The organism is Pseudomonas sp. Irchel 3H9, from assembly GCF_900187495.1.
Classification (GTDB): Bacteria; Pseudomonadota; Gammaproteobacteria; order Pseudomonadales; family Pseudomonadaceae; genus Aquipseudomonas; species Aquipseudomonas sivasensis.
In genome coordinates this window covers 109596-128212 of record NZ_FYDK01000001.1, presented here as the reverse complement: position 1 = coordinate 128212, position 18617 = coordinate 109596, and the positions used below count along the sequence as shown (strand labels likewise).

At 58.9% G+C, this 18617-nt stretch carries 21 protein-coding genes and 5 tRNA genes; 10 read left to right on the top strand and 16 right to left on the bottom strand.

Annotated elements, in window-relative coordinates; all coding sequences use genetic code 11:
- Positions 1-41: 41 nt before the first annotated feature.
- On the top strand, positions 42-890 hold the full coding sequence (gene nadC / locus CKW32_RS00690) for a carboxylating nicotinate-nucleotide diphosphorylase (RefSeq protein WP_032886200.1): 849 nt from the start codon (positions 42-44) through the stop codon (positions 888-890).
- Positions 891-955: 65 nt separating this feature from the next.
- Here nadC and CKW32_RS00685 read toward each other — a convergent pair whose 3' ends face one another.
- From CKW32_RS00685 to CKW32_RS00670, 4 genes are all read right to left on the bottom strand, one after another.
- Positions 956-1261: a DUF6388 family protein gene (locus CKW32_RS00685; protein WP_032886199.1), complete on the bottom strand. Its 306-nt coding sequence runs from the start codon at positions 1259-1261 to the stop codon at positions 956-958.
- Between the two features lie 164 nt (positions 1262-1425).
- A tRNA-Thr gene (locus CKW32_RS00680) sits at positions 1426-1498 on the bottom strand.
- 48 nt (positions 1499-1546) lie between these two features.
- Positions 1547-2947 carry an O-antigen ligase gene (locus CKW32_RS00675; protein ID WP_095183800.1) on the bottom strand — a complete coding sequence of 467 codons (1401 nt, stop codon included), beginning with the start codon at positions 2945-2947 and terminating at the stop codon, positions 1547-1549.
- A gap of 35 nt (positions 2948-2982) precedes the next feature.
- Complete coding sequence (locus CKW32_RS00670) at positions 2983-3384, bottom strand: pilin (protein ID WP_095183799.1); 402 nt, start codon at positions 3382-3384, stop codon at positions 2983-2985.
- A gap of 202 nt (positions 3385-3586) precedes the next feature.
- Between CKW32_RS00670 and CKW32_RS00665 the strand changes: the two genes are divergently transcribed.
- Genes CKW32_RS00665 through yacG form a run of 4 tightly spaced genes read left to right on the top strand, consistent with a single transcriptional unit; the run spans position 3587 to position 6475 of the window.
- Positions 3587-4795: a type II secretion system F family protein gene (locus CKW32_RS00665; RefSeq protein WP_095183798.1), complete on the top strand. Its 1209-nt coding sequence runs from the start codon at positions 3587-3589 to the stop codon at positions 4793-4795.
- Positions 4792-5658 (top strand): A24 family peptidase, encoded by an 867-nt coding sequence (locus CKW32_RS00660; protein ID WP_095183797.1) that lies wholly within the window; start codon positions 4792-4794, stop codon positions 5656-5658. The genes CKW32_RS00665 and CKW32_RS00660 overlap by 4 nt, the downstream gene beginning before the upstream one ends.
- Entirely contained in the window at positions 5655-6278 is a 624-nt protein-coding gene (coaE, locus tag CKW32_RS00655) for a dephospho-CoA kinase (RefSeq protein ID WP_095183796.1), read from the top strand. The genes CKW32_RS00660 and coaE overlap by 4 nt, the downstream gene beginning before the upstream one ends.
- Positions 6275-6475 carry a DNA gyrase inhibitor YacG gene (yacG, locus tag CKW32_RS00650; protein ID WP_032886193.1) on the top strand — a complete coding sequence of 67 codons (201 nt, stop codon included), beginning with the start codon at positions 6275-6277 and terminating at the stop codon, positions 6473-6475. Before coaE ends, yacG begins: the two co-directional genes overlap by 4 nt.
- On the opposite strand, the gene CKW32_RS00645 is transcribed toward yacG, so the two are convergent.
- The 3 genes from CKW32_RS00645 to CKW32_RS00635 all read right to left on the bottom strand — a co-directional run bounded on the left by CKW32_RS00645 (position 6472) and on the right by CKW32_RS00635 (position 7917).
- A complete protein-coding gene (locus CKW32_RS00645; protein WP_032886192.1) occupies positions 6472-6687 on the bottom strand; it encodes a hypothetical protein in 216 nt (71 codons plus the stop codon). The genes yacG and CKW32_RS00645 overlap by 4 nt on opposite strands.
- 76 nt (positions 6688-6763) lie before the next feature.
- On the bottom strand, positions 6764-7453 hold the full coding sequence (locus CKW32_RS00640; protein ID WP_032886191.1) for an energy-coupling factor ABC transporter permease: 690 nt from the start codon (positions 7451-7453) through the stop codon (positions 6764-6766).
- Entirely contained in the window at positions 7450-7917 is a 468-nt protein-coding gene (locus tag CKW32_RS00635) for a hypothetical protein (protein ID WP_032886190.1), read from the bottom strand. Before CKW32_RS00635 ends, CKW32_RS00640 begins: the two co-directional genes overlap by 4 nt.
- Before the next feature lie 104 nt (positions 7918-8021).
- Between CKW32_RS00635 and CKW32_RS00630 the strand changes: the two genes are divergently transcribed.
- The 3 genes from CKW32_RS00630 to CKW32_RS00620 are packed head-to-tail and all read left to right on the top strand — an operon-like array spanning position 8022 to position 10241.
- On the top strand, positions 8022-8651 hold the full coding sequence (locus CKW32_RS00630) for a DUF1780 domain-containing protein (RefSeq protein WP_032886189.1): 630 nt from the start codon (positions 8022-8024) through the stop codon (positions 8649-8651).
- A 57-nt stretch (positions 8652-8708) separates the two neighbouring features.
- A complete protein-coding gene (locus CKW32_RS00625; RefSeq protein WP_032886188.1) occupies positions 8709-8882 on the top strand; it encodes a DUF3094 family protein in 174 nt (57 codons plus the stop codon).
- 60 nt (positions 8883-8942) lie between these two features.
- The gene (locus tag CKW32_RS00620) at positions 8943-10241 is read left to right on the top strand and encodes an NAD(P)/FAD-dependent oxidoreductase (RefSeq protein WP_032886187.1); all 1299 of its coding nucleotides are present in this window, start codon (positions 8943-8945) and stop codon (positions 10239-10241) included.
- Positions 10242-10418: 177 nt separating this feature from the next.
- Here CKW32_RS00620 and CKW32_RS00615 read toward each other — a convergent pair.
- From CKW32_RS00615 to rluD, 7 genes are all read right to left on the bottom strand, one after another.
- Positions 10419-10495: transfer RNA gene (locus CKW32_RS00615), tRNA-Pro, on the bottom strand.
- A 94-nt stretch (positions 10496-10589) separates the two neighbouring features.
- A tRNA-Lys gene (locus CKW32_RS00610) sits at positions 10590-10665 on the bottom strand.
- Positions 10666-10670: 5 nt separating this feature from the next.
- Positions 10671-10747 (bottom strand) — tRNA-Pro (locus tag CKW32_RS00605).
- A gap of 9 nt (positions 10748-10756) precedes the next feature.
- Positions 10757-10832, bottom strand: a tRNA-Asn gene (locus CKW32_RS00600).
- Positions 10833-11135: 303 nt separating this feature from the next.
- Positions 11136-13700, bottom strand: coding sequence for an ATP-dependent chaperone ClpB (gene clpB, locus CKW32_RS00595; protein WP_032886186.1), 2565 nt, complete (start codon positions 13698-13700; stop codon positions 11136-11138).
- A 131-nt stretch (positions 13701-13831) separates the two neighbouring features.
- On the bottom strand, positions 13832-14557 hold the full coding sequence (gene pgeF / locus CKW32_RS00590) for a peptidoglycan editing factor PgeF (protein WP_095183795.1): 726 nt from the start codon (positions 14555-14557) through the stop codon (positions 13832-13834).
- On the bottom strand, positions 14554-15516 hold the full coding sequence (gene rluD / locus CKW32_RS00585; RefSeq protein WP_032886184.1) for a 23S rRNA pseudouridine(1911/1915/1917) synthase RluD: 963 nt from the start codon (positions 15514-15516) through the stop codon (positions 14554-14556). Before rluD ends, pgeF begins: the two co-directional genes overlap by 4 nt.
- 149 nt (positions 15517-15665) lie before the next feature.
- Between rluD and CKW32_RS00580 the strand changes: the two genes are divergently transcribed.
- On the top strand, positions 15666-16691 hold the full coding sequence (locus CKW32_RS00580) for an outer membrane protein assembly factor BamD (protein ID WP_032886183.1): 1026 nt from the start codon (positions 15666-15668) through the stop codon (positions 16689-16691).
- A gap of 124 nt (positions 16692-16815) precedes the next feature.
- Positions 16816-17049, top strand: a complete 234-nt coding sequence (locus tag CKW32_RS00575; protein ID WP_095183794.1) for a PP0621 family protein — start codon at positions 16816-16818, stop codon at positions 17047-17049.
- On the opposite strand, the gene thiO is transcribed toward CKW32_RS00575, so the two are convergent.
- Both thiO and CKW32_RS00565 read right to left on the bottom strand, forming a co-directional pair.
- Positions 17036-18145, bottom strand: a complete 1110-nt coding sequence (gene thiO, locus CKW32_RS00570) for a glycine oxidase ThiO (RefSeq protein WP_095184308.1) — start codon at positions 18143-18145, stop codon at positions 17036-17038. The two genes, CKW32_RS00575 and thiO, sit on opposite strands and share 14 nt — an antisense overlap.
- A gap of 63 nt (positions 18146-18208) precedes the next feature.
- Positions 18209-18610, bottom strand: a complete 402-nt coding sequence (locus CKW32_RS00565; protein ID WP_095183793.1) for a type IV pilin protein — start codon at positions 18608-18610, stop codon at positions 18209-18211.
- Positions 18611-18617 lie beyond the last annotated feature (7 nt).

Below are 18617 nucleotides of genomic sequence, written 5' to 3'. Positions count from 1 at the left end.
GCTACCCCTATAATCGGGACACTTTGTTTGTGGAGCCTGTTATGCCGAACCTCCGTCTTGCCGACCTCACCGCCGAAATCGAAGCCAACGTGCGCCGTGCACTGCTGGAAGACATCGGCAGCGGCGACATCACCGCGCAGTTGATCCCGACCGAACGGCTGGCCACCGCCACCATCATTACCCGCGATATCGCTGTGATTGCCGGTACGGCCTGGGTAGACGCAGTCTTCCGCCAACTGGACCCAAGGGTCGCCGTGCACTGGCAAGTGGCCGACGGCGAGCGCGTCAGCCCCAACCAAGCCCTGTTCCACCTCGAAGGCCCGGCGCGCTCGCTGCTCACCGGCGAACGCTCTGCCCTGAACTTCCTGCAGTTGCTGTCCGGGGTCGCCACACGCGCCCGGTTCCTCGCAGATTTTGTCGCCAGCACCCAGGTCAAGCTGCTGGATACCCGAAAAACCCTGCCCGGCCTGCGCCTGGCGCAGAAATACGCCGTGACCTGTGGTGGCTGCCACAACCACCGGATTGGCTTGTATGACGCGTTCCTGATCAAGGAAAACCACATCGCGGCCTGCGGTGGTATCGCCCAAGCCATTACCGCCGCGCACAAAATCGCGCCCGGCAAGCCGGTGGAAATCGAAGTGGAAAGCTTGGACGAACTACGCGAAGCACTGGCAGCGGGCGCCGACATCATCATGCTGGATGAATTGAGCCTGGAAGATATGCGTGAAGCCGTGCGCCTGAACGGCGGCAAGGCGAAGCTGGAAGCCAGTGGCGGGATCAATGAAAGCACCCTGCTGCCCATCGCTGAAACCGGAGTGGACTACATCTCCATCGGCGCGATGACCAAGGATGTTAAGGCGGTGGACTTGTCTATGCGACTGAGCATCTGAGGTCAATATTTGATGCTTGATTGTGGTGAGCGGGCTACCCCGCACACCACACAAGTACGTCGGCGTCAGACGACCAGGTTATTCATCTCGCAATACTCTTCCCAATCCACACCCAGCACCTCGGCCGCCTCTTTGTGCAAGGCCAGCCGTGCGGCTTCGAACTCTTCCGGTGTCGAGGTGTACTTGAGGGTCAACTCCCAAGGCTGGAGGCCCTGGCTCTCGGCCTCGTCCTCGAATGCCCACTGGATCTGGTCGCGCTGATCATCGGCGCTCAGGTCCTTGATCTCTTCTTTGAGCTGCGGCGATTCCCCGATGTATTTTTCGAGGGCTGCTTGATGTCGAACTTCCTGGGTCATTTCAGTCGTGGTCATGTTGTTCTCTTAGATCGAGGAATGGGGATGCATCTGGGTCATCAAGGTTGCGCAGATACAAAAGAGCGGGCATGAATGCCGACTCGTCTGGCCTTCAGAACCATTCTGGGATCATCTGAAAACGTTGCCGTTTAAACACGGCATCTAAAACAGTAGCGCCTTTATGCCCGAGACAGGAATCGAACCTGCGACCTTCGCGTTACGAGTGCGCTGCTCTACCAACTGAGCTACACGGGCGGTGGGCTAAAGCTAGCACCGCATCGGGCGTCCGGCAACTTACACCCCTCAGCGAGCAATGACCCCCTGGGCCCAGAAACGTGGTTGCAGGTGATTTCCATGGTCACTCAGGTATTGCTGCTGGGCTTGCGCGATGTGAGGGACATCGCGCAGTGCAATCGCAATCAACAGACCAACGGCCAGCACACTCAGTACTTTCCAAGCCCACCCAACCAGCGGTAGCGCAACCGTTGCCGAGGCACCCCACACATGCAGCGCCATTAGCCAGCCGATTGTCAGTGCCAGCCAGACTTGGGAAATGGGCATCACGATCACGCCGTCGACCATGGACTGCACCAAGGCGCCGACCAACGCTGCAAACAGACATAAGCGCAACAGATCAACGCGCTCGGCAGACAGCGCCCTCTCACGCAGCACACCAAGCGTGGCCCATCCGGAACGCCACGCCAACACCGCCACGCATAGTGCCGACGGCACACCCCATTCGCTGGCCCATTGCAAAACGGACTGATGCGGATGGGCGGCGATCTCGTTGGCAATATCAGCAAAATGCATCGGCCCGAACCCGAGCCATGGCCGCTCGACAAGCATATGCCATGCCTGCCACCAGATTGGACCACGCCCAGACAGCGAGGTGGTGAGGCGATCACCGGCTCCACTGGAAAGCACAATCCCCAAGTGGTCGGCCAGCGCCGTAAATACCAGCCAGTACAACAACAGGCCGCCTGCGACAGCGGCCAACTGCCACCCCATCCAGCGTCGCCCCCAGGGCCCCAGCAGCGCCAGCAGTAAACCCGCCGCGCCCATCCCTAGCCATGTACCGCGCGTACCACCGCTTATCGCAATCAGCCACCAGACGCACAACAAAGCAAACGCCGCACCTCGCAGGGCGCGGGAGATATTGGGTATCAGCAGGGGAAGCACCAGTAACGGCAGGGTGAATGTCTGGAACTGACCGTAGAAGCGCTTGTTGGAAAAGCCGGACAGCAACAGGTCAGGATCCAGCGTGCGTGCACCACTGGTGAATGCGAGCGCACCGGCATACAGATATTGGATGGTTTTGATCAGGCACAGCAGCACCACAACCAGTATCAGCGCACGATCCATCGACTCACCGCCGTGGCGCCGGAGTAAGGCAAACGCTACCGCAATCGCAGCGCAACTGAAAAACAATGCCACTTCGGTGAAGGCCCAGAGCGGCTGATGGGCCAGTACCGAAGACACCATGCCCATCACCAGAACCAGCGCCAGGCCCCAGCCCGTAAACCTATCCACCAAGGGTTCAAGCCTGGTAACCGACAGCCCATACAGCACCGCACAGACCCCGATGGCAATCTGCACTACGCGCTGCAGATCATGCCCACTGAACGGTGCGCAGATCCCAATCGTCAGCAAGCACACCACTGCTACCAGGAACACACCGCCTCGCTGCTGTACGGATAATGCCATCGGCCACCTCTACTTCCCTGTGGATGGTTTAGCAGTTATGCGCCGCAACCCTTGCCGGCATATTTCTCTTCAGCAGTTGTAGTGCATTTCCAGCCGGTGGCGCTGCGCGTCAGGCTGATGGTCTTGCCCAGCACAGGCGCTGGCGCATCAAGTATTTCGCAACTGATGGAGCCCACGCCCGTCGTGACGTCGCCTGCAACATCGATCTTGCAGTTGGCGGTTGGGGTCGTGCCGCCAATCAAGGCCACGGTAGGTACGGTGCCCTGATTGAAGGTGTCTTCGTAGCCGGCCTTCAAGGCAGTAATTTCAGCTAGGCCGGCAGTGAACTTGGCCTTGGCCTGGTGTGTGGTGTACATCGGGAGGCCAATGGTGGCCAAAATGCCGATGATTGCCACGACGATCAACAACTCGATCAAGGTAAAGCCTTTTTGACTCATCACATTCACTCTCCAGAATAGAACTCATGACAAGGCGCGTCCTGCACCCCGTTTTTTTCAGCGGCGCCAGTGTACTCACCCGTAAGCGGTCAATCGCGCACAAGACGCACATTCTGACATTTTATCCTGCGCCCTCGACACGCCCGAATCCGTCACCTGACTACGCTATAAATCTTCGAAGGTTTATATGCGGAACCGCGACATGAACAACGCTTCAACGATTTATGCTTGGGAAGGCATCAACCGAAAAGGGCGCAGGGTGTCCGGGCAAACCAAGGCTCACAACCCTGCCCTGGTCAAGGCGCAACTACGCCAGCAAGGCATCAGCCCTGGCCGTGTGCGCAAGCACTCCCCGATGCTGCCAAGCCTTACTCATTCGGTTAAAGCCACTGACATCACGCTGTTCACTCGCCAACTGGCAACGCTGCTCAGAGCCGGAATCCCCCTTTTGCAAGCCTTCGATATCATCAACGAAGGCTTCGACAACCGCGCGGTGCGTGAGCTGGTACAAGACCTGAAACAGCACATCGCAGCCGGCACCAGTCTGGCCGAGGCGTTGCGTAAACAACCGCGCTACTTCGATGAGCTGTACTGCAACCTGGTGGCCGCGGGCGAACAAGCGGGTGCGCTGGAGACCCTGCTGGACCGGGTAGCGATCCACCGCGAAAAGAGCGAGCAACTCAATGGCAGGATTAAAAAGGCCATGACCTACCCCGTTGCGGTCCTGGTGGTTGCCAGCCTGGTCACCGGCATACTGCTGGTTCACGTAGTTCCGCAGTTCCAGACCCTGTTCGCCGGGGTTGACGGTAAGCTGCCAACGCTTACCTTGCAGGTGATCGCCTTGTCGGCATTCGTGCAGCAAGCCTGGTGGATGCTGGTGTTGGGCATTGCCGCCGGAATCATGGGGTTGCGTAAGGCCTATCGGAGCTCGCCGCGTTTTCGCTACTGGCTCGACGCCGGTTTGTTGAATGCGCCCTTGGCAGGCAAACTGCTGACAAAATCCGCAGTGGCCCGCTACGCCCGTACGTTGTCCACCACCTTTGCAGCGGGTGTTCCACTGGTACAGGCTTTGGACTCAGTCGCCGGCGCCGTGGGCAATGCTCCGTTCAAACAGGCAATCGAACATATGCGTCACGATGTATCCACTGGCATGCAGTTGAATCACTCCATGGCCAACAGCGGCCTGTTTCCCAGTATGGCGATTCAGATGACAGCAATCGGCGAAGAATCGGGCATGCTGGAACAGATGCTGGAAAAAGTCGCCAACCACTATGAGAACGACGTGGACGACCAAGTCGACAGCCTCACCAGCCTGATGGAACCGCTGATCATGGTGGTTCTGGGGGGGATTGTCGCGACGCTGGTCATCGCCATGTACCTGCCGGTCTTCCAACTGGGGAGCGCATTTTGAATTTGCTGTTGAGTGAGCACCCATGGGCCTTTGTGGCGATAGCGTGGGTACTGGGGCTGATCGTCGGCAGTTTTCTCAATGTGCTCGTGTGGCGCCTGCCAAAAATGCTCGAACGGGAATGGCGTGCTCAGGCCCACGAAGTGCTCGGTTTACCTGCTGAGCCTGCCGGGCCGACCTACAACCTGATGCACCCCAACTCGTGCTGCCCGCACTGTGATCATCCGATCCGGCCGTGGGAAAACATCCCGGTGCTCAGTTACCTGATACTCCGAGGCCGCTGCGCCCACTGCCAGGCAACCATCAGCACACGCTACCCCTTCACCGAACTTGCGTGCGGGCTGATCTCGGCCTGGGTCGCCCTACATTTCGGCTTTGGCTGGCAAGCCGCAGCAGTGCTGATATTGAGTTGGGGGTTGCTGGCAATGAGCCTGATCGACGCGGACCACCAATTACTGCCTGATGTGCTGGTGCTGCCATTGCTGTGGCTGGGGTTGATCGTCAACAGCTTTGAATTACTGACAACTTTACCCGATGCCCTTTGGGGCACAGTGATCGGCTACATGAGCTTATGGAGCGTGTTCTGGCTGTTCAAATTGGTCACCGGTAAGGACGGCATGGGCCACGGCGACTTCAAGTTACTGGCTCTGCTCGGCGCCTGGGGTGGTTGGCAGATTTTGCCGATGACACTGTTGATGTCGTCGCTGGTGGGAGTGGTTATCGGGCTGATCCTGATGCGCGTGCGCAAGACTCAGGCTTCGGCCCCGATGCCGTTTGGTCCGTATCTGGCAATTGCCGGCTGGATTGCATTGCTCTGGGGTGGTCAAATAACCGACTTCTATTTGCAGTCTGTCGGTTTCAGATGACCACTTCTGTTGCAACACCCTGGATTCTTGGCCTCACCGGCGGCATCGGCAGCGGTAAAAGCGCGGCGGCCCAGCACTTTATCGACCTGGGCGTGGACCTGGTCGACGCCGACCACGCCGCGCGCTGGGTGGTCGAGCCTGGCCGGCCGGCACTGGCACGCATCGCCGAGCACTTTGGTGCACACGTGCTGCAGCCCGACGGTCAACTGGACCGCGCCACGTTGCGCAAGCTGATCTTTGAAGTACCTGAAGAGCGCTTATGGCTGGAAGGCTTGCTACACCCGCTGATCGGCGAGGAGATTCGCAGCCACCTGGCGCGCGCGCGCTCGCCTTACGCGATCCTGGTGTCGCCGCTGCTGATCGAGTCCGGCCAGTACAGCATGACCCAGCGCATCCTGGTGATCGACGTGCCGCAATCGGTGCAGATTCAGCGTACCCTGCAGCGCGACGGTATCAGCGAACAGCAAGTACAGGCGATTCTAAAGGCTCAGTCCAGCCGTGAAGACCGCCTGAACCATGCCGATGACGTACTGGTCAATGATCAGGACCTCGCCTGGCTGCACAGCGAGGTCGAGCGACTGCACCACTTTTACCTTACTTTGCGTGGAGGCCGATCATGAGCCAACCCTTGACCGTCGACTGCCCAACCTGCGGCGCCCCCGTGGAATGGAAAACCGACAATCTCAACCGGCCGTTTTGCTCGGACCGTTGCAAACTCATCGATCTGGGCGCCTGGGCCGCTGAAGAACACAAGATCCCCGTAGCCCCGGACGCAGAAGACGAACTGTTTTCCGAAGATCTGCCGCCTCGCCATTAAGGCCGCATAAAGGCGTATTCCTGCTGGTCGTCGAGGTTTTCTGCAAGGTATTGCAGCTCGTCGGCCAGGTCTTCAAAACTGCGCACGCCCTTGCTCTGCTGCACAACCGCACTGAGCATGGCCCGCAGGGTCAGGCCTGGGTCGAAACCGATTTCCTGCGCCGCATCCTGGCTTTTTCGCAACTCCTGCCGTGCCCACTCATACACACCCATGATCCGTGCTCCCCGCCTGCTTATCTAAAATTTGGCAGAGCATGGGCCTGCTCGCTCGCCCTGGGTTTGATCTGGATCAACGCTGCGAATCGTCATCCTTCCAAGGCGCAGAGAGGTAGCGGGTGCGGTTGAAGGTCTCCAGCCATTCGGGGCAAAACACCACCAGAGCGCTGATGACCATGCCGTTGATAAAGGCCTCTGGGAAGATGATCAGCCACAGGTAGCCGACGAAATCTTCCAGCCATTCCGGCATGGCAAAACGGCCGTCAAACCATAGCAAACCCAACCCCAGTAACAGGCAGAGCAAGGCGGACAGCGCGGCAGCAAAAAAACCGGAGCAAAAGATATACACGAAAGGATTGCGCGGCTGCGCCCGCTCGACCACAAGCGCACAGCCTTCGGTGATCAGCACCGGCAGCACGACCAGCAGCAGGCCGTTGACGCCAAGGGCCGCCAGGTCCTGGCGCCCAAGCAGCATTAACCCGAACTGGGCGGCAAAACCACCGACGATGGCCAGGGGCCAATCCAGCAGCAGGGTTACGGCGGTCATACCAATAAAGTGGTAGGACACACCAGTGTCGAAATCCCGCCGCACCAGCCACAACATGAACAGTGCGAACACCGTACCGAACAGCAAATGCTGGCGCCGCCGGTCGGCAAACAACTCGACCCAGGGCGAGCGCAGGATCGCCCATAGCAGCACCGGCGCGTACAACAGCCAGCCGATGCCCAGGGTTGTGGGCGCCAGCACTGCGGCGCTGATCACGGCCTCACCTGCTCCAGGGCCTGGCGCAATTCGGCAGCAGTGCCGTATTCGTGCTGAGAAACCAACGCACCGTTTTCCAGCTGCAGCCACAGCACTTTATCCGCCGCTGCGGGATAACGCGGCGCGATACGCGCGTCACGGTCCAGCATGACCCGGTAGTTGTAGGATTGCATGGCGGGTACCGCGAACAGTTTGGCGATCAGTCGAGGCATGCGCTGGATATCGGCGACGAACACTGCGTGCCGTGCTTCTAAGTAGCCTTTAGGTTGGCCTTGCAGCGCAGCATCTACCAGCTTCGCTGCGTCCATGCTGCGCGCCACCAGCAGAATCTGCGCATGGTTATCGAGGGTATAGGCTTGGTCGAATTGATCGAGCAAGGTCCAGGGAGTGAGGCGCTCGCCCACTTCAACAGCCTGCGCCCATACCGGTAAAAGACTTAGCAACAACACCACCAGAAACTTCACTGCACGCTCCTCATTTGGGGGAATTACGCTTGAAAGGCCAGTCTACACCCTGGCTTTTGCGGCAGGACTTCCTGCGGTCATCATTTGGACGCTAAGCTGCATGCATGGATGACTCAGATTATTTGCGCCTGCTCACCGTAGCAGCCGAACAAGCCAACGCGTTCCTGTCCAATGCCCGCAAATGGGAGCGTGAGCGTTGGGTCTGCCAGCGCCTGCTGCAAGGTTTGAACGTGCCTTACCGCGCTGAAGAGTTTCATGCCGCAGGTCAAGAACCACCGGATGTGCTGTTTCGCGATGCCAGTTTCGAGGTGTTTTTCGTGCTTGATGAAGGGCGGCGACTGAACGACGAATGGCGAGACGAACTGCTGCGCCGGCGTAGCGCATTCTCCCTCAGCCAACTGGTGCGGCGCGAAGCCAAGCCTCGGCGAATCCCCGCTCATGAATTCCTGCTGCGCCTGGCGCCCACGTTGCGCAAGAAGGCCCACAACTACAAAGAGCGCGGGATGGACCTGGGCGAACTGGATCTTGTCGCGTTCACCAGCCTCAAGCGCGAAGTGCTCGACCTCAACAGCCACTTCCCACCCCCCACCGAATACTTGCGCCAAGGCTGGCGCTCGCTGTCTCTGGTGGGGCCAACGTTCGCGCGAGTGCTGTTCGCTCACCCGGACGCCCCGGATTTCTTGCGCAACAACCTGGGGCGCAGCATAGTGTTCGACGTGGGGATCAGCCTCTGATCCCACCCCGACTGTAACGTGGCGCCCTTTTGCAACGTCTACCTGACGAGGCCTTATATGACCAGTCGCCTGAACCCCGACGACCAAAAGCATGTCGAAGAGTATCTGCAACTCTCCCAAAACCGAGTCGAGCGCAAGCCTTTCCGGCCGTGGCTGCTCCTTGGTGTGGTGCTGGTGGTGGTGATCGGGCTCGGTCTGCTGAGCCGCCTTTTGAGTTACCTAACGCTATGAGCTGCCTGGCGCTCGCGAGGGTAACTGCTCCGATTTCTTTTAGCCTTGCGAGATATCCCTATGACCCATCGTATTATTATCGTCGGCGGCGGCGCCGGCGGTCTGGAGTTGGCTACCCGCCTGGGTAAGACTCTGGGCAAGCGTGGCACTGCCAGCATCACGCTGGTGGACACCAACCTGACCCATATCTGGAAGCCGCTGCTGCACGAAGTGGCCGCCGGGTCGCTGAACTCTTCGGAAGACGAACTCAACTACGTCGCCCAGGCCAAATGGAACCACTTCGAGTTCCAACTGGGGCGCATGAGCGGGCTTGACCGAGAGCAGAAGAAGATTCAGTTGGCCGCCACCCTCGACGAAGAGGGCCGCGAACTGGTGCCTGCGCGCGTTCTGAGCTACGACAGCCTAGTGATTGCGGTAGGCAGCACCACTAACGACTTCGGCACCGAGGGCGCGGCGCAACACTGCCTGTTTCTCGACACCCGCAAACAGGCCGAACGTTTTCACCAGCAACTGCTCAACCACTACCTGCGCGCACATGCCGGACAGACCGATGTCGTCGAGCAGATCAGTGTCGCCATCGTCGGCGCCGGCGCCACCGGCGTCGAACTCGCCGCCGAGCTGCATAACGCTGCCCATGAGCTGGCTGCCTACGGCCTGGACCGAATCAAGCCGGAAAACATGCACATCACCCTGATCGAAGCCGGCCCACGCGTACTGCCCGCCCTACCGGAGCGTATTGGCGGGCCTGTGCATAAAACCCTGGAGAAGCTCGGCGTGACCGTGCTGACCAACTCGGCCGTCAGCGAAGTCACCGCCGATGCACTGATTACCAGTAGCGGCCAGGTGATTCCGGCCAGTCTTAAAGTGTGGGCTGCGGGGATTCGCGCGCCAGGATTCCTCAAGGACATTGATGGCCTGGAAACCAACCGCATCAATCAGCTGCAAGTGCTGCCGACGCTGCAAACCACCCGCGACGAAAATATCTTTGCGTTCGGCGACTGCGCCGCGTGCCCGCAACCGGGCACCGACCGCAACGTACCGCCACGGGCCCAGGCTGCCCACCAGCAAGCATCGTTGCTGGCTAAGTCGCTGAAGCTACGCATCGAGGGCAAGGAGCTGCCGTCGTACAAGTACACCGACTATGGATCGCTGATCTCGCTGTCACGCTTTTCAGCGGTGGGTAACTTGATGGGCAATCTGACAGGCAGTGTGATGCTGGAAGGCTGGCTGGCGCGGATGTTCTATGTGTCGCTGTACCGGATGCACCAGATGGCGCTCTATGGCTTCTTCCGCACGGCGATGCTGATGCTGGGCAGCAGGATTGGGCGTGGTACTGAGCCGCGACTCAAACTTCACTAACAACATAAAATAATGTTGGAGGGGGCCTGCTCCCGATCGCGGTGGGTCAGCTATGTCTTCATTGGCTGACAGACTGCTGTCGGGATCAGGCCCCCTCTCACGTTTGATGCGCAGTGTTTTGAGGTTTTGCGTGCGCAAAAAAAATCCCCGTATCTTTCGATACGAGGATTTTTAATATGGTCGGGGTAGGGGGATTCGAACTCCCGACATCCTGCTCCCAAAGCAGGCGCGCTACCGGACTGCGCTATACCCCGGTAAAAAAAAGGCGACCTCTCAGTCGCCTTCTTCGATCAGCGCTTTTGGCCTCTGATCTTAAGATTCGATTCCAGCGCTAACTGGTCTCAAAAATGGTGGGTCGTGTGGGATTCGAACCTACGACCAATTGGTTAAAAGCCAACTGCTCTACCAACTGAGCTAACGACCCAAAAATGGTCGGGGTAGGGGGATTCGAACTCCCGACATCCTGCTCCCAAAGCAGGCGCGCTACCGGACTGCGCTATACCCCGGTTTGAAATTGGCTCCGTGACCAGGACTCGAACCTGGGACCCAATGATTAACAGTCATTTGCTCTACCGACTGAGCTATCACGGAACTACATATTTCAAAGTACAACTTTTACTGCTTGAAACTCTCCTCTTCGACCCTGTCCGTATCGCTACGTTAGCGTCTCTGAGGCGCGCTATTCTACAATCTTAAAAACCCCTGTCAACCCTTTAAATTGCTTTTAAGACAATGATTTGCGCTTCTTTCTGATTTTTTCTTGGGGAGAAGAAACCCGTGGGCTGACGTTGCTGCGGGGCGCACTTTACAAGCCTTTTCCTTACAGTTCAACGCCCTAACGAAAAAAAAGGTCCCGCGATGCGGGACCTTCTCTCATAACGCTGCAATCCGGGCTTAATGGAAGACGATTTCGTCGTTCTCCACAGTCGCCTCTACGCTGGTGCCTGGCATAAAGCTGCCTGACAGGATCAACTGCGCCAGCGGGTTTTCGATCCAGCGCTGGATCGCACGTTTCAAAGGCCGTGCACCATACACCGGGTCGTAACCGACTGCGATCAGCTTGTCTAACGCCTCGCGGCTCAGCTCCAGCGACAGCTCGCGTTCTGCCAGACGACCGCGCAAGCGGCCCAACTGGATCTCGGTGATGCCCGCGATCTGATCACGCGCCAATGGCTCGAAGATCACCACTTCGTCGACCCGGTTGATGAATTCCGGGCGGAAGTGTGTGGTCAGCGCATCCATTACCGCAGCGCGCTGGGCCTCACGATCACCTACCAACTCCTGGATCTGGGAGGAGCCCAGGTTGGAGGTCATCACGATCACCGTGTTGCGGAAGTCAACGGTACGCCCGTGACTGTCCGTCAACCGACCATCTTCCAGCACTTGCAGCAGGATGTTGAATACATCCGGATGCGCCTTCTCGACCTCATCCAGCAGGATCACCGAGTAAGGCTTACGCCGCACGGCTTCGGTCAGGTAACCGCCCTCCTCGTAGCCCACATAGCCTGGTGGAGCACCGATCAGGCGAGCCACCGAGTGTTTCTCCATGAACTCGGACATATCGATCCGCACCATGGCCTCTTCAGTATCAAAGAGAAACTCAGCCAGCGCCTTGCATAGCTCGGTCTTACCCACGCCGGTCGGGCCGAGAAACATGAACGAGCCGCTCGGGCGGTTCGGGTCGGACAAGCCGGCCCGCGAACGCCGTACCGCGTTGGACACCGCCACGACCGCCTCTTCCTGGCCGATCACGCGCTGGTGCAATAGGTGCTCCATCTTCAGCAGCTTGTCGCGCTCGCCTTCGAGCATTTTCGACACAGGAATGCCGGTCCACTTCGAGACGACTTCGGCGATTTCTTCCTCGGTCACCTTGCTGCGCAGCAACTGATTCTCGCTCTTGCCGTGCTGGTCGACCATTTGCAAGCTGCGCTCCAGGTCCGGGATGACACCGTACTGCAATTCGGCCATGCGGTTCAGGTCGCCCTTACGGCGTGCAGCCTCCAGTTCCTGACGGGACTGTTCGATCTTTTGCTGGATCTGCGCAGAGCCCTGCACTTCGGCTTTTTCCGAGGTCCAGATCTCTTCCAAGTCCGAATACTCGCGCTCAAGCCGCAAAATTTCTTCCTGGAGTTTTTCCAGGCGTTTCTTCGCAGCGTCGTCTTCTTCTTTCTTTAAAGCCTGGGATTCGACTTTCAGTTGAATCAGGCGCCGATCCAGGCGGTCGAGCACTTCCGGCTTGGAGTCGATTTCCATACGAATGCGGCTGGCCGCTTCGTCGATCAAATCGATGGCCTTGTCCGGCAACTGACGATCGGTGATATAGCGATGGCTCAATTTGGCCGCAGCAATGATCGCACCGTCAGTGATCGCCACCTTGTGGTGGACCTCATAGCGTTCTTTCAAACCGCGCAGGATGGCGATGGTGTCCTCTTCGCTCGGTTCTTCCACCAGCACTTTCTGGAAGCGACGCTCAAGGGCTGCATCCTTCTCTATATATTGACGGTACTCGTTGAGCGTCGTTGCACCTACGCAGTGCAACTCGCCGCGCGCCAAAGCTGGCTTGAGCATGTTGCCAGCATCCATCGAGCCCTCGCCTTTACCGGCGCCGACCATGGTGTGCAGTTCGTCGATAAACAGAATGATCTGCCCTTCCTGCTTCGACAGTTCATTAAGCAGAGATTTCAGGCGCTCTTCAAACTCGCCGCGGAACTTAGCACCGGCGATCAACGACCCCATGTCCAAGGACAGCAGGCGTTTGCCTTTAAGGCCGTCCGGCACTTCACCATTGATGATGCGCTGAGCCAAACCCTCGGCAATCGCGGTTTTACCCACACCAGGCTCACCGATCAGCACAGGGTTATTCTTGGTGCGACGCTGCAGGACCTGAATGGTGCGACGAATCTCGTCGTCGCGGCCGATGACCGGATCAAGCTTGCCTTCTTCGGCGCGCTTCGTCAGATCGACGGTGTACTTGTCCAGGGCCTGGCGCGACTCCTCGTGGTTAGGATCATTCACCGCGTCGCCACCACGCAGGTTGTTGATGGCATTTTCCAGGGCTTTCTTGCTCACGCCCTGGCCCAGCAACAACTTGCCGAGCTTGCTGTTCTCGTCCATGGCGGCGAGCAGCACCAGTTCGCTGGAGATGAACTGGTCGCCCTTTTGCTGGGCCAGGCGGTCGGCCTGGTTAAGCAGGCGCGCCAGATCCTGCGACATGTTCACGTCGCCGGTTGGATTTTGGATTTTTGGCAGCTGGTCGAGCTCTTTGCTCAACTCCTTGCGCAGGCTGCTGACATCAAAGCCCACCTGCATCAGCAAGGGCTTGATAGAACCACCTTGCTGTTCCAGAAGAGCCTGCATCAAGTGTGCAGGCTCAATGGCCGGGTGGTCGAGACCCACCGCCAACGACTGGGAGTCCGATAACGCCAACTGTAATTTGCTGGTTAAACGATCAATACGCATTAGTCACCTTCCTTTTGAGCAGGCCGGAGCTATAAAACATTCCTGAATGAAGAAACCTGCCAGATACCCTTATAGATGGGGTGGATTCTGGAAGATTCAAGCTACGGACAGTTGACGTAAGTCAGGAGAGTCTAGCGTTCGAGCCAGATAAGGGAGGCAAATCGACCGGTGCGCGGACTGCGCCGGTAAGAAAAGAAGCGCGGATCGGTCACGGTGCACAAACCACCACCGTAAACAGCCGTGACGCCCCGTGCGGCAAGGCGCAGGCGAGCCAGTTGATAGATGTCGGCCATGAACTTGCCGGGATTACGGCTCGGCACAAAGGCTTGGGCAGTGGTCGGCAGTTGCTGCATGAAGGCTTCACGCACCTCAGGACCGACTTCAAAGGATTGAGGACCGATTGCCGGGCCCAACCAGACCAGTACGTCGGCAGGAGCGGTATCCAGACTTTCGAAAGCCGCTTCCAACACGCCAGCCGCCAACCCGCGCCAACCGGCATGGGCCGCTGCGACACGAGTCCCTGCGCGGTTGCAGAATAACGCGGGCAGGCAATCGGCAGTCATAGAGGTACAAGCGATGCCTGGGTTGCTGGTCCAACAGCCATCGGCTTCAGCCGTGCGGCCAGGATCAGCCTCAACCACGGTCACCCCGTGAACTTGGCGCAGCCAGGCCGGCTGAATATCAAATGCGTCGCTAAGACGACGGCGATTTTCAAGAACGGCCTCCAGGCTGTCCTCTACATGATCGCCCAAGTTGAGGCTGTCGAACGGCGCCAGGCTGACGCCGCCCGCACGGGTGGTAACGCAGGCCTTTACCCGAGCCGGCGCGGGCCAGTCAGGTATCAGCCAGTCACTCATCCAACAAACGCCTCACGGTCCTGCTTGAGCAGTGACAGCAACCAGACAAAATCGTCCGGCAGTGGCGATTCCCAGCTCATGCGCTTACCACTCGTCGGATGATCCAGTTCCAGGAAGCGTGCATGCAGTGCCTGGCGCGGGAACGTCTTGAGCGATTCAACCATTGTCTGACTGGCCGCAGGCGGAATGCGGAAGCGACCACCGTAGGCAGGATCGCCGACTAGCGGGAAGTTGATATGGGCCATGTGCACGCGAATCTGGTGAGTACGACCGGTTTCCAGCTTGACCCGAACGTGGGTGTGGGAACGGAAACGCTCCAATACACGGTAGTGGCTTACGGCCTGCTTGCCGCCCTCCATTACCGCCATGCGCTGGCGCTGCTGGCCGTGGCGACCGATAGGGGCGTTGATCTTGCCACCCGCGACGACCACGCCAATCACGATGCACTCATAGATCCGGCTGACGCTACGGCTCTGCAACTGCGTAACCAGTTGCGTCTGCGCCTGAATGGTCTTGGCAACCACCATCAGGCCGGTAGTGTCCTTGTCCAGACGGTGCACGATACCGCAACGCGGCACGTTGATGATGTCCGGGATATGGTGCAACAGGGCATTGAGCAAGGTGCCATCAGCGTGCCCGGCCGCCGGGTGAACCACCAGGCCTGCGGGTTTGTTGATGACCAGGATGTCGTCGTCTTCATAGACGATATCCAGCTCAATGTCTTGGGCGACCCATTCTCCCTGGGCTTCCTGCTCGGCAGTCAGCTCAAGAATCGCACCGCCATGGACTATGTCTCGCGGGCGGATAACCGCTCCATCCACAGTCAGGCGGCCGTCTTTGATCCAGGCGGAAAGGCGCGAGCGCGAGTGCTCAGCGAATAATTGTGCGGCGACTTGATCGAGGCGTTGGCCGCCCAATTCGGACGGCACCTCTGCGCGAAGTTCAATTTTATCGGACATGCTCAGACTAGGCGTGGCACAGCCTTTGGTTTCGGCTGCGCGCTTGTGGTTAAATACGGCGTCTTTTGCCCCGAGGCTTTCAACGGGGCGCTCATCATAACAGGACGGCCCCGCCCAAGACAGCGGCCGTCATAGGGACGCAAGCCGCCATGCAAGTGAAACACCTGCTGCTGATCGCCATCCTCGCCATGACTGCTGCTTGCTCGTCAACAAAGGAAGTCGTCGACGAAAACCTGAGCGAAGTCGAGCTGTACCAACTGGCACAGAAAGACTTGGACAATAATAGCTACACCAGCGCCACAGCGAAGCTGAAGGCACTGGAGTCGCGTTATCCGTTCGGGCGCTATGCCGACCAGGCTCAGCTTGAGCTGATCTATGCCAACTACAAGAACGCCGAACCGGAAGCCGCCAAGTCCGCCGCCGAGCGCTTCATCCGTTTGCACCCGCAACACCCGAACGTGGACTACGCCTACTACCTCAAGGGCCTGACCTCGTTCGACCAGGATGTCGGCCTGCTGGCGCGCTTCCTGCCGCTGGACATGACCAAGCGTGACCCAGGTGCTGCCCGCGACTCCTACAATGAGTTCGCCCAGCTGACCAGCCGCTACCCGAACAGCCGCTACGCCCCGGACGCCAAGCAGCGCATGATCTACCTGCGCAACCTGCTGGCGTCTTACGAGATCCACGTAGCTCACTACTACCTGACCCGTCAGGCGTATGTCGCTGCTGCCAACCGTGGCCGCTACGTAGTAGAAAACTTCCAGGAGACCCCTTCCGTGGGTGACGGCCTGGCAGTGATGACCGAGGCCTACCAACGTCTGCACTTGGACGAACTGGCCAACACCAGCCTGGAAACCCTGAAGCTCAACTACCCGGATCACCCGAGCCTGAAAGACGGCCAGTTCGTGCCTCAGGTTGCAGAAGCGGACAACCGTTCGTGGCTGAGCAAATACACCCTGGGCCTGATCGAGTCGCGCCCACCGTTGCCGCCGGGCGAAACCCGCGCCAATCAGGACGTGATCAAACAGTACCAGGACGCCAAGGAAGCCATTCCTTCGGAGCTCAAGCCGCACGACGAGAACGGCGACGTGATCGAAGAAGAAGAGCCAGAGGCCCTGGGCAACAATCAGGACCGCTCCTGGTTCAGCTACATGACCTTCGGTGTGTTCGACTGATCTGTCGACGCAACGCAAAAAGGAGCCCCTCGGGGCTCCTTTTTTATTGGGCAGTATTATTGCGCTGTGCGCTTGCCACGTCCTTGGCTAAACTGGCGCATTCCTTATCGAGAAACCGCCCATCATGCTTCGTCTTCTGTTCTGGATTGCCGTTATTGCTGCCGCGGTATGGTTCTGGCGCAAATTCAAAAGCCCGGCCACCAAGCAGCGACGCACAAGCGAGCCAAGCGCTGCGTTGATGGTGCGCTGCGCCCAATGCGGCGTGCACCTGCCACAGGATCGCGCCCTAAGCTCACGCCAGGAGTGGTATTGCACCCAGGCGCATCTGGAGCAGGGACCGAAGTCTATCCAGCGCTGATCCGACCTTCAGGCGCGTAAGGTGCGGGGTCGATAATCGGCGTATGCCCTAGCAGCAAGTCTGCAAACAACTGACAGGACGCCGGCGCCAGAACCAGGCCGTTGCGGTAGTGCCCGCAGTTGAGCCACAGCCCTTTGAAGCCGGGCACTTGGCCAATATAAGGAATGCCTTCCGGTGAACCGGGGCGCAAACCGGCCCAATGCCCAACCACCTCGGCATCCGCCAGAGCGGGAATCAGTTCCACAGCCGAGGCCTTGAGACTTTCCAGCGCAGTTTCGGTGGGCGTCTTGTCGAAGCCCTCATGTTCCAGGGTACTTCCGATGAGAATGTGTCCGTCGCGCCGGGGGATGGCGTAACGCCCCTTGGCCAGGACCATGCTCGACAGGAAGTCCGAGGCGCACTTGTACAAAATCATCTGCCCCTTGACCGGCTCCACCGGAAGCGCCAAGCCCAGCGTGCCGAGCAACTCACCGCTCCACGCTCCTGCCGCCAACACTACATGCGCCCCCACAATCGGCCCCTCTGCCGTATTTACGCCCACCACATTGTCGCCTTCCAGAACAAATCCGGTGACTTCGCACTGTTCGTGAACGATTACGCCAGGCATCGCCAATAACGCGGCTTTAAGGGATTTAACCAAGCGAGGGTTTCGCACATTGGCCACATTCGCCATATAGATTGCTTGGCAATACCCGCCGCCCAGCACCGGCACCGCATCATGGGCGGCCGAAACATCCACTTTGGTCAGGGGCCGACCTTCACGGATCGCCCATGCCAGCGCTTCAGCCTCATCGTCCAAGTCCAACCAGTACAAGCCGGTTATATGAACCTCCGGATCCACGCCGGTGGCGGCAAACAGGCGCTCACCCAGTTGTGGATAAAAATCCTGGGACCAATGGGCCAAAGCAGTGACCGCCGGGCTGTAGCGCCACGGATACAGCGGCGAAACAATGCCACCGCCCGCCCATGAGGACTCCTGCCCAACGCCGGCGCGCTCCAACAGGACCACCGCCTGCCCCTGGCTCGCCAGGTTGTACGCCGTCAGCAGGCCAATGACTCCGCCCCCGACAATCACCACTTGCTGTTGCTTAGCCATCATTTGATCCAGCCGATAAAATAGGAACAGACGCGCCCGGCGCCCAATCATCCAGCCACCTCATCATTGCCCCCAGCATGTCTGGCGCGACATTTCAGGAGCAGCACCCGGATTGGCCCGTTGACCGGTGCTGCTGAGGCTGAAGCCACCGCAAGGGTCACCAGCCATCAACGAATCGGCGCCCGGCGTAGCGACCAAGTAGAAATCCTGAGGGTTCAACGCAGCGGTGATTCTATAGCGATCATTGCCCGTGCTGACGCCGCTTGCGTCAATAAATGTGCCGTTCCTCGTATAAAAGCGCTCCAGTAGCTGAGCTTGCTCAGTCAGCAGCGCGACAATTTCCGCGCGATAGACTTTTTTCACATGGCCGGTGTACCCGGGGTAAGCGATCCCGGCCAGAAACGCGATAATCGCCACAGCGATCAGTAACTCGATCAGGGTAAATCCCTGGCTGTCCATGCCCATTCCATTG

Bases quoted from the DNA above. Each gene is read 5' to 3' on its own strand.
- CKW32_RS00575 (WP_095183794.1), top strand. From the start codon at position 16,816: ATGCTTCGTCTTCTGTTCTGGATTGCCGTTATTGCTGCCGCGGTATGG.
- CKW32_RS00580 (WP_032886183.1), top strand. From the start codon at position 15,666: ATGCAAGTGAAACACCTGCTGCTGATCGCCATCCTCGCCATGACTGCT.
- CKW32_RS00620 (WP_032886187.1), top strand. From the start codon at position 8,943: ATGACCCATCGTATTATTATCGTCGGCGGCGGCGCCGGCGGTCTGGAG.
- thiO (WP_095184308.1), bottom strand. From the start codon at position 18,145: ATGGCTAAGCAACAGCAAGTGGTGATTGTCGGGGGCGGAGTCATTGGC.
- coaE (WP_095183796.1), top strand. From the start codon at position 5,655: ATGACCACTTCTGTTGCAACACCCTGGATTCTTGGCCTCACCGGCGGC.
- rluD (WP_032886184.1), bottom strand. From the start codon at position 15,516: ATGTCCGATAAAATTGAACTTCGCGCAGAGGTGCCGTCCGAATTGGGC.
- pgeF (WP_095183795.1), bottom strand. From the start codon at position 14,557: ATGAGTGACTGGCTGATACCTGACTGGCCCGCGCCGGCTCGGGTAAAG.
- CKW32_RS00645 (WP_032886192.1), bottom strand. From the start codon at position 6,687: ATGGGTGTGTATGAGTGGGCACGGCAGGAGTTGCGAAAAAGCCAGGAT.
- CKW32_RS00630 (WP_032886189.1), top strand. From the start codon at position 8,022: ATGGATGACTCAGATTATTTGCGCCTGCTCACCGTAGCAGCCGAACAA.
- clpB (WP_032886186.1), bottom strand. From the start codon at position 13,700: ATGCGTATTGATCGTTTAACCAGCAAATTACAGTTGGCGTTATCGGAC.
- CKW32_RS00670 (WP_095183799.1), bottom strand. From the start codon at position 3,384: ATGAGTCAAAAAGGCTTTACCTTGATCGAGTTGTTGATCGTCGTGGCA.
- CKW32_RS00665 (WP_095183798.1), top strand. From the start codon at position 3,587: ATGAACAACGCTTCAACGATTTATGCTTGGGAAGGCATCAACCGAAAA.
- yacG (WP_032886193.1), top strand. From the start codon at position 6,275: ATGAGCCAACCCTTGACCGTCGACTGCCCAACCTGCGGCGCCCCCGTG.
- CKW32_RS00625 (WP_032886188.1), top strand. From the start codon at position 8,709: ATGACCAGTCGCCTGAACCCCGACGACCAAAAGCATGTCGAAGAGTAT.
- nadC (WP_032886200.1), top strand. From the start codon at position 42: ATGCCGAACCTCCGTCTTGCCGACCTCACCGCCGAAATCGAAGCCAAC.
- CKW32_RS00565 (WP_095183793.1), bottom strand. From the start codon at position 18,610: ATGGGCATGGACAGCCAGGGATTTACCCTGATCGAGTTACTGATCGCT.
- CKW32_RS00675 (WP_095183800.1), bottom strand. From the start codon at position 2,947: ATGGCATTATCCGTACAGCAGCGAGGCGGTGTGTTCCTGGTAGCAGTG.
- CKW32_RS00685 (WP_032886199.1), bottom strand. From the start codon at position 1,261: ATGACCACGACTGAAATGACCCAGGAAGTTCGACATCAAGCAGCCCTC.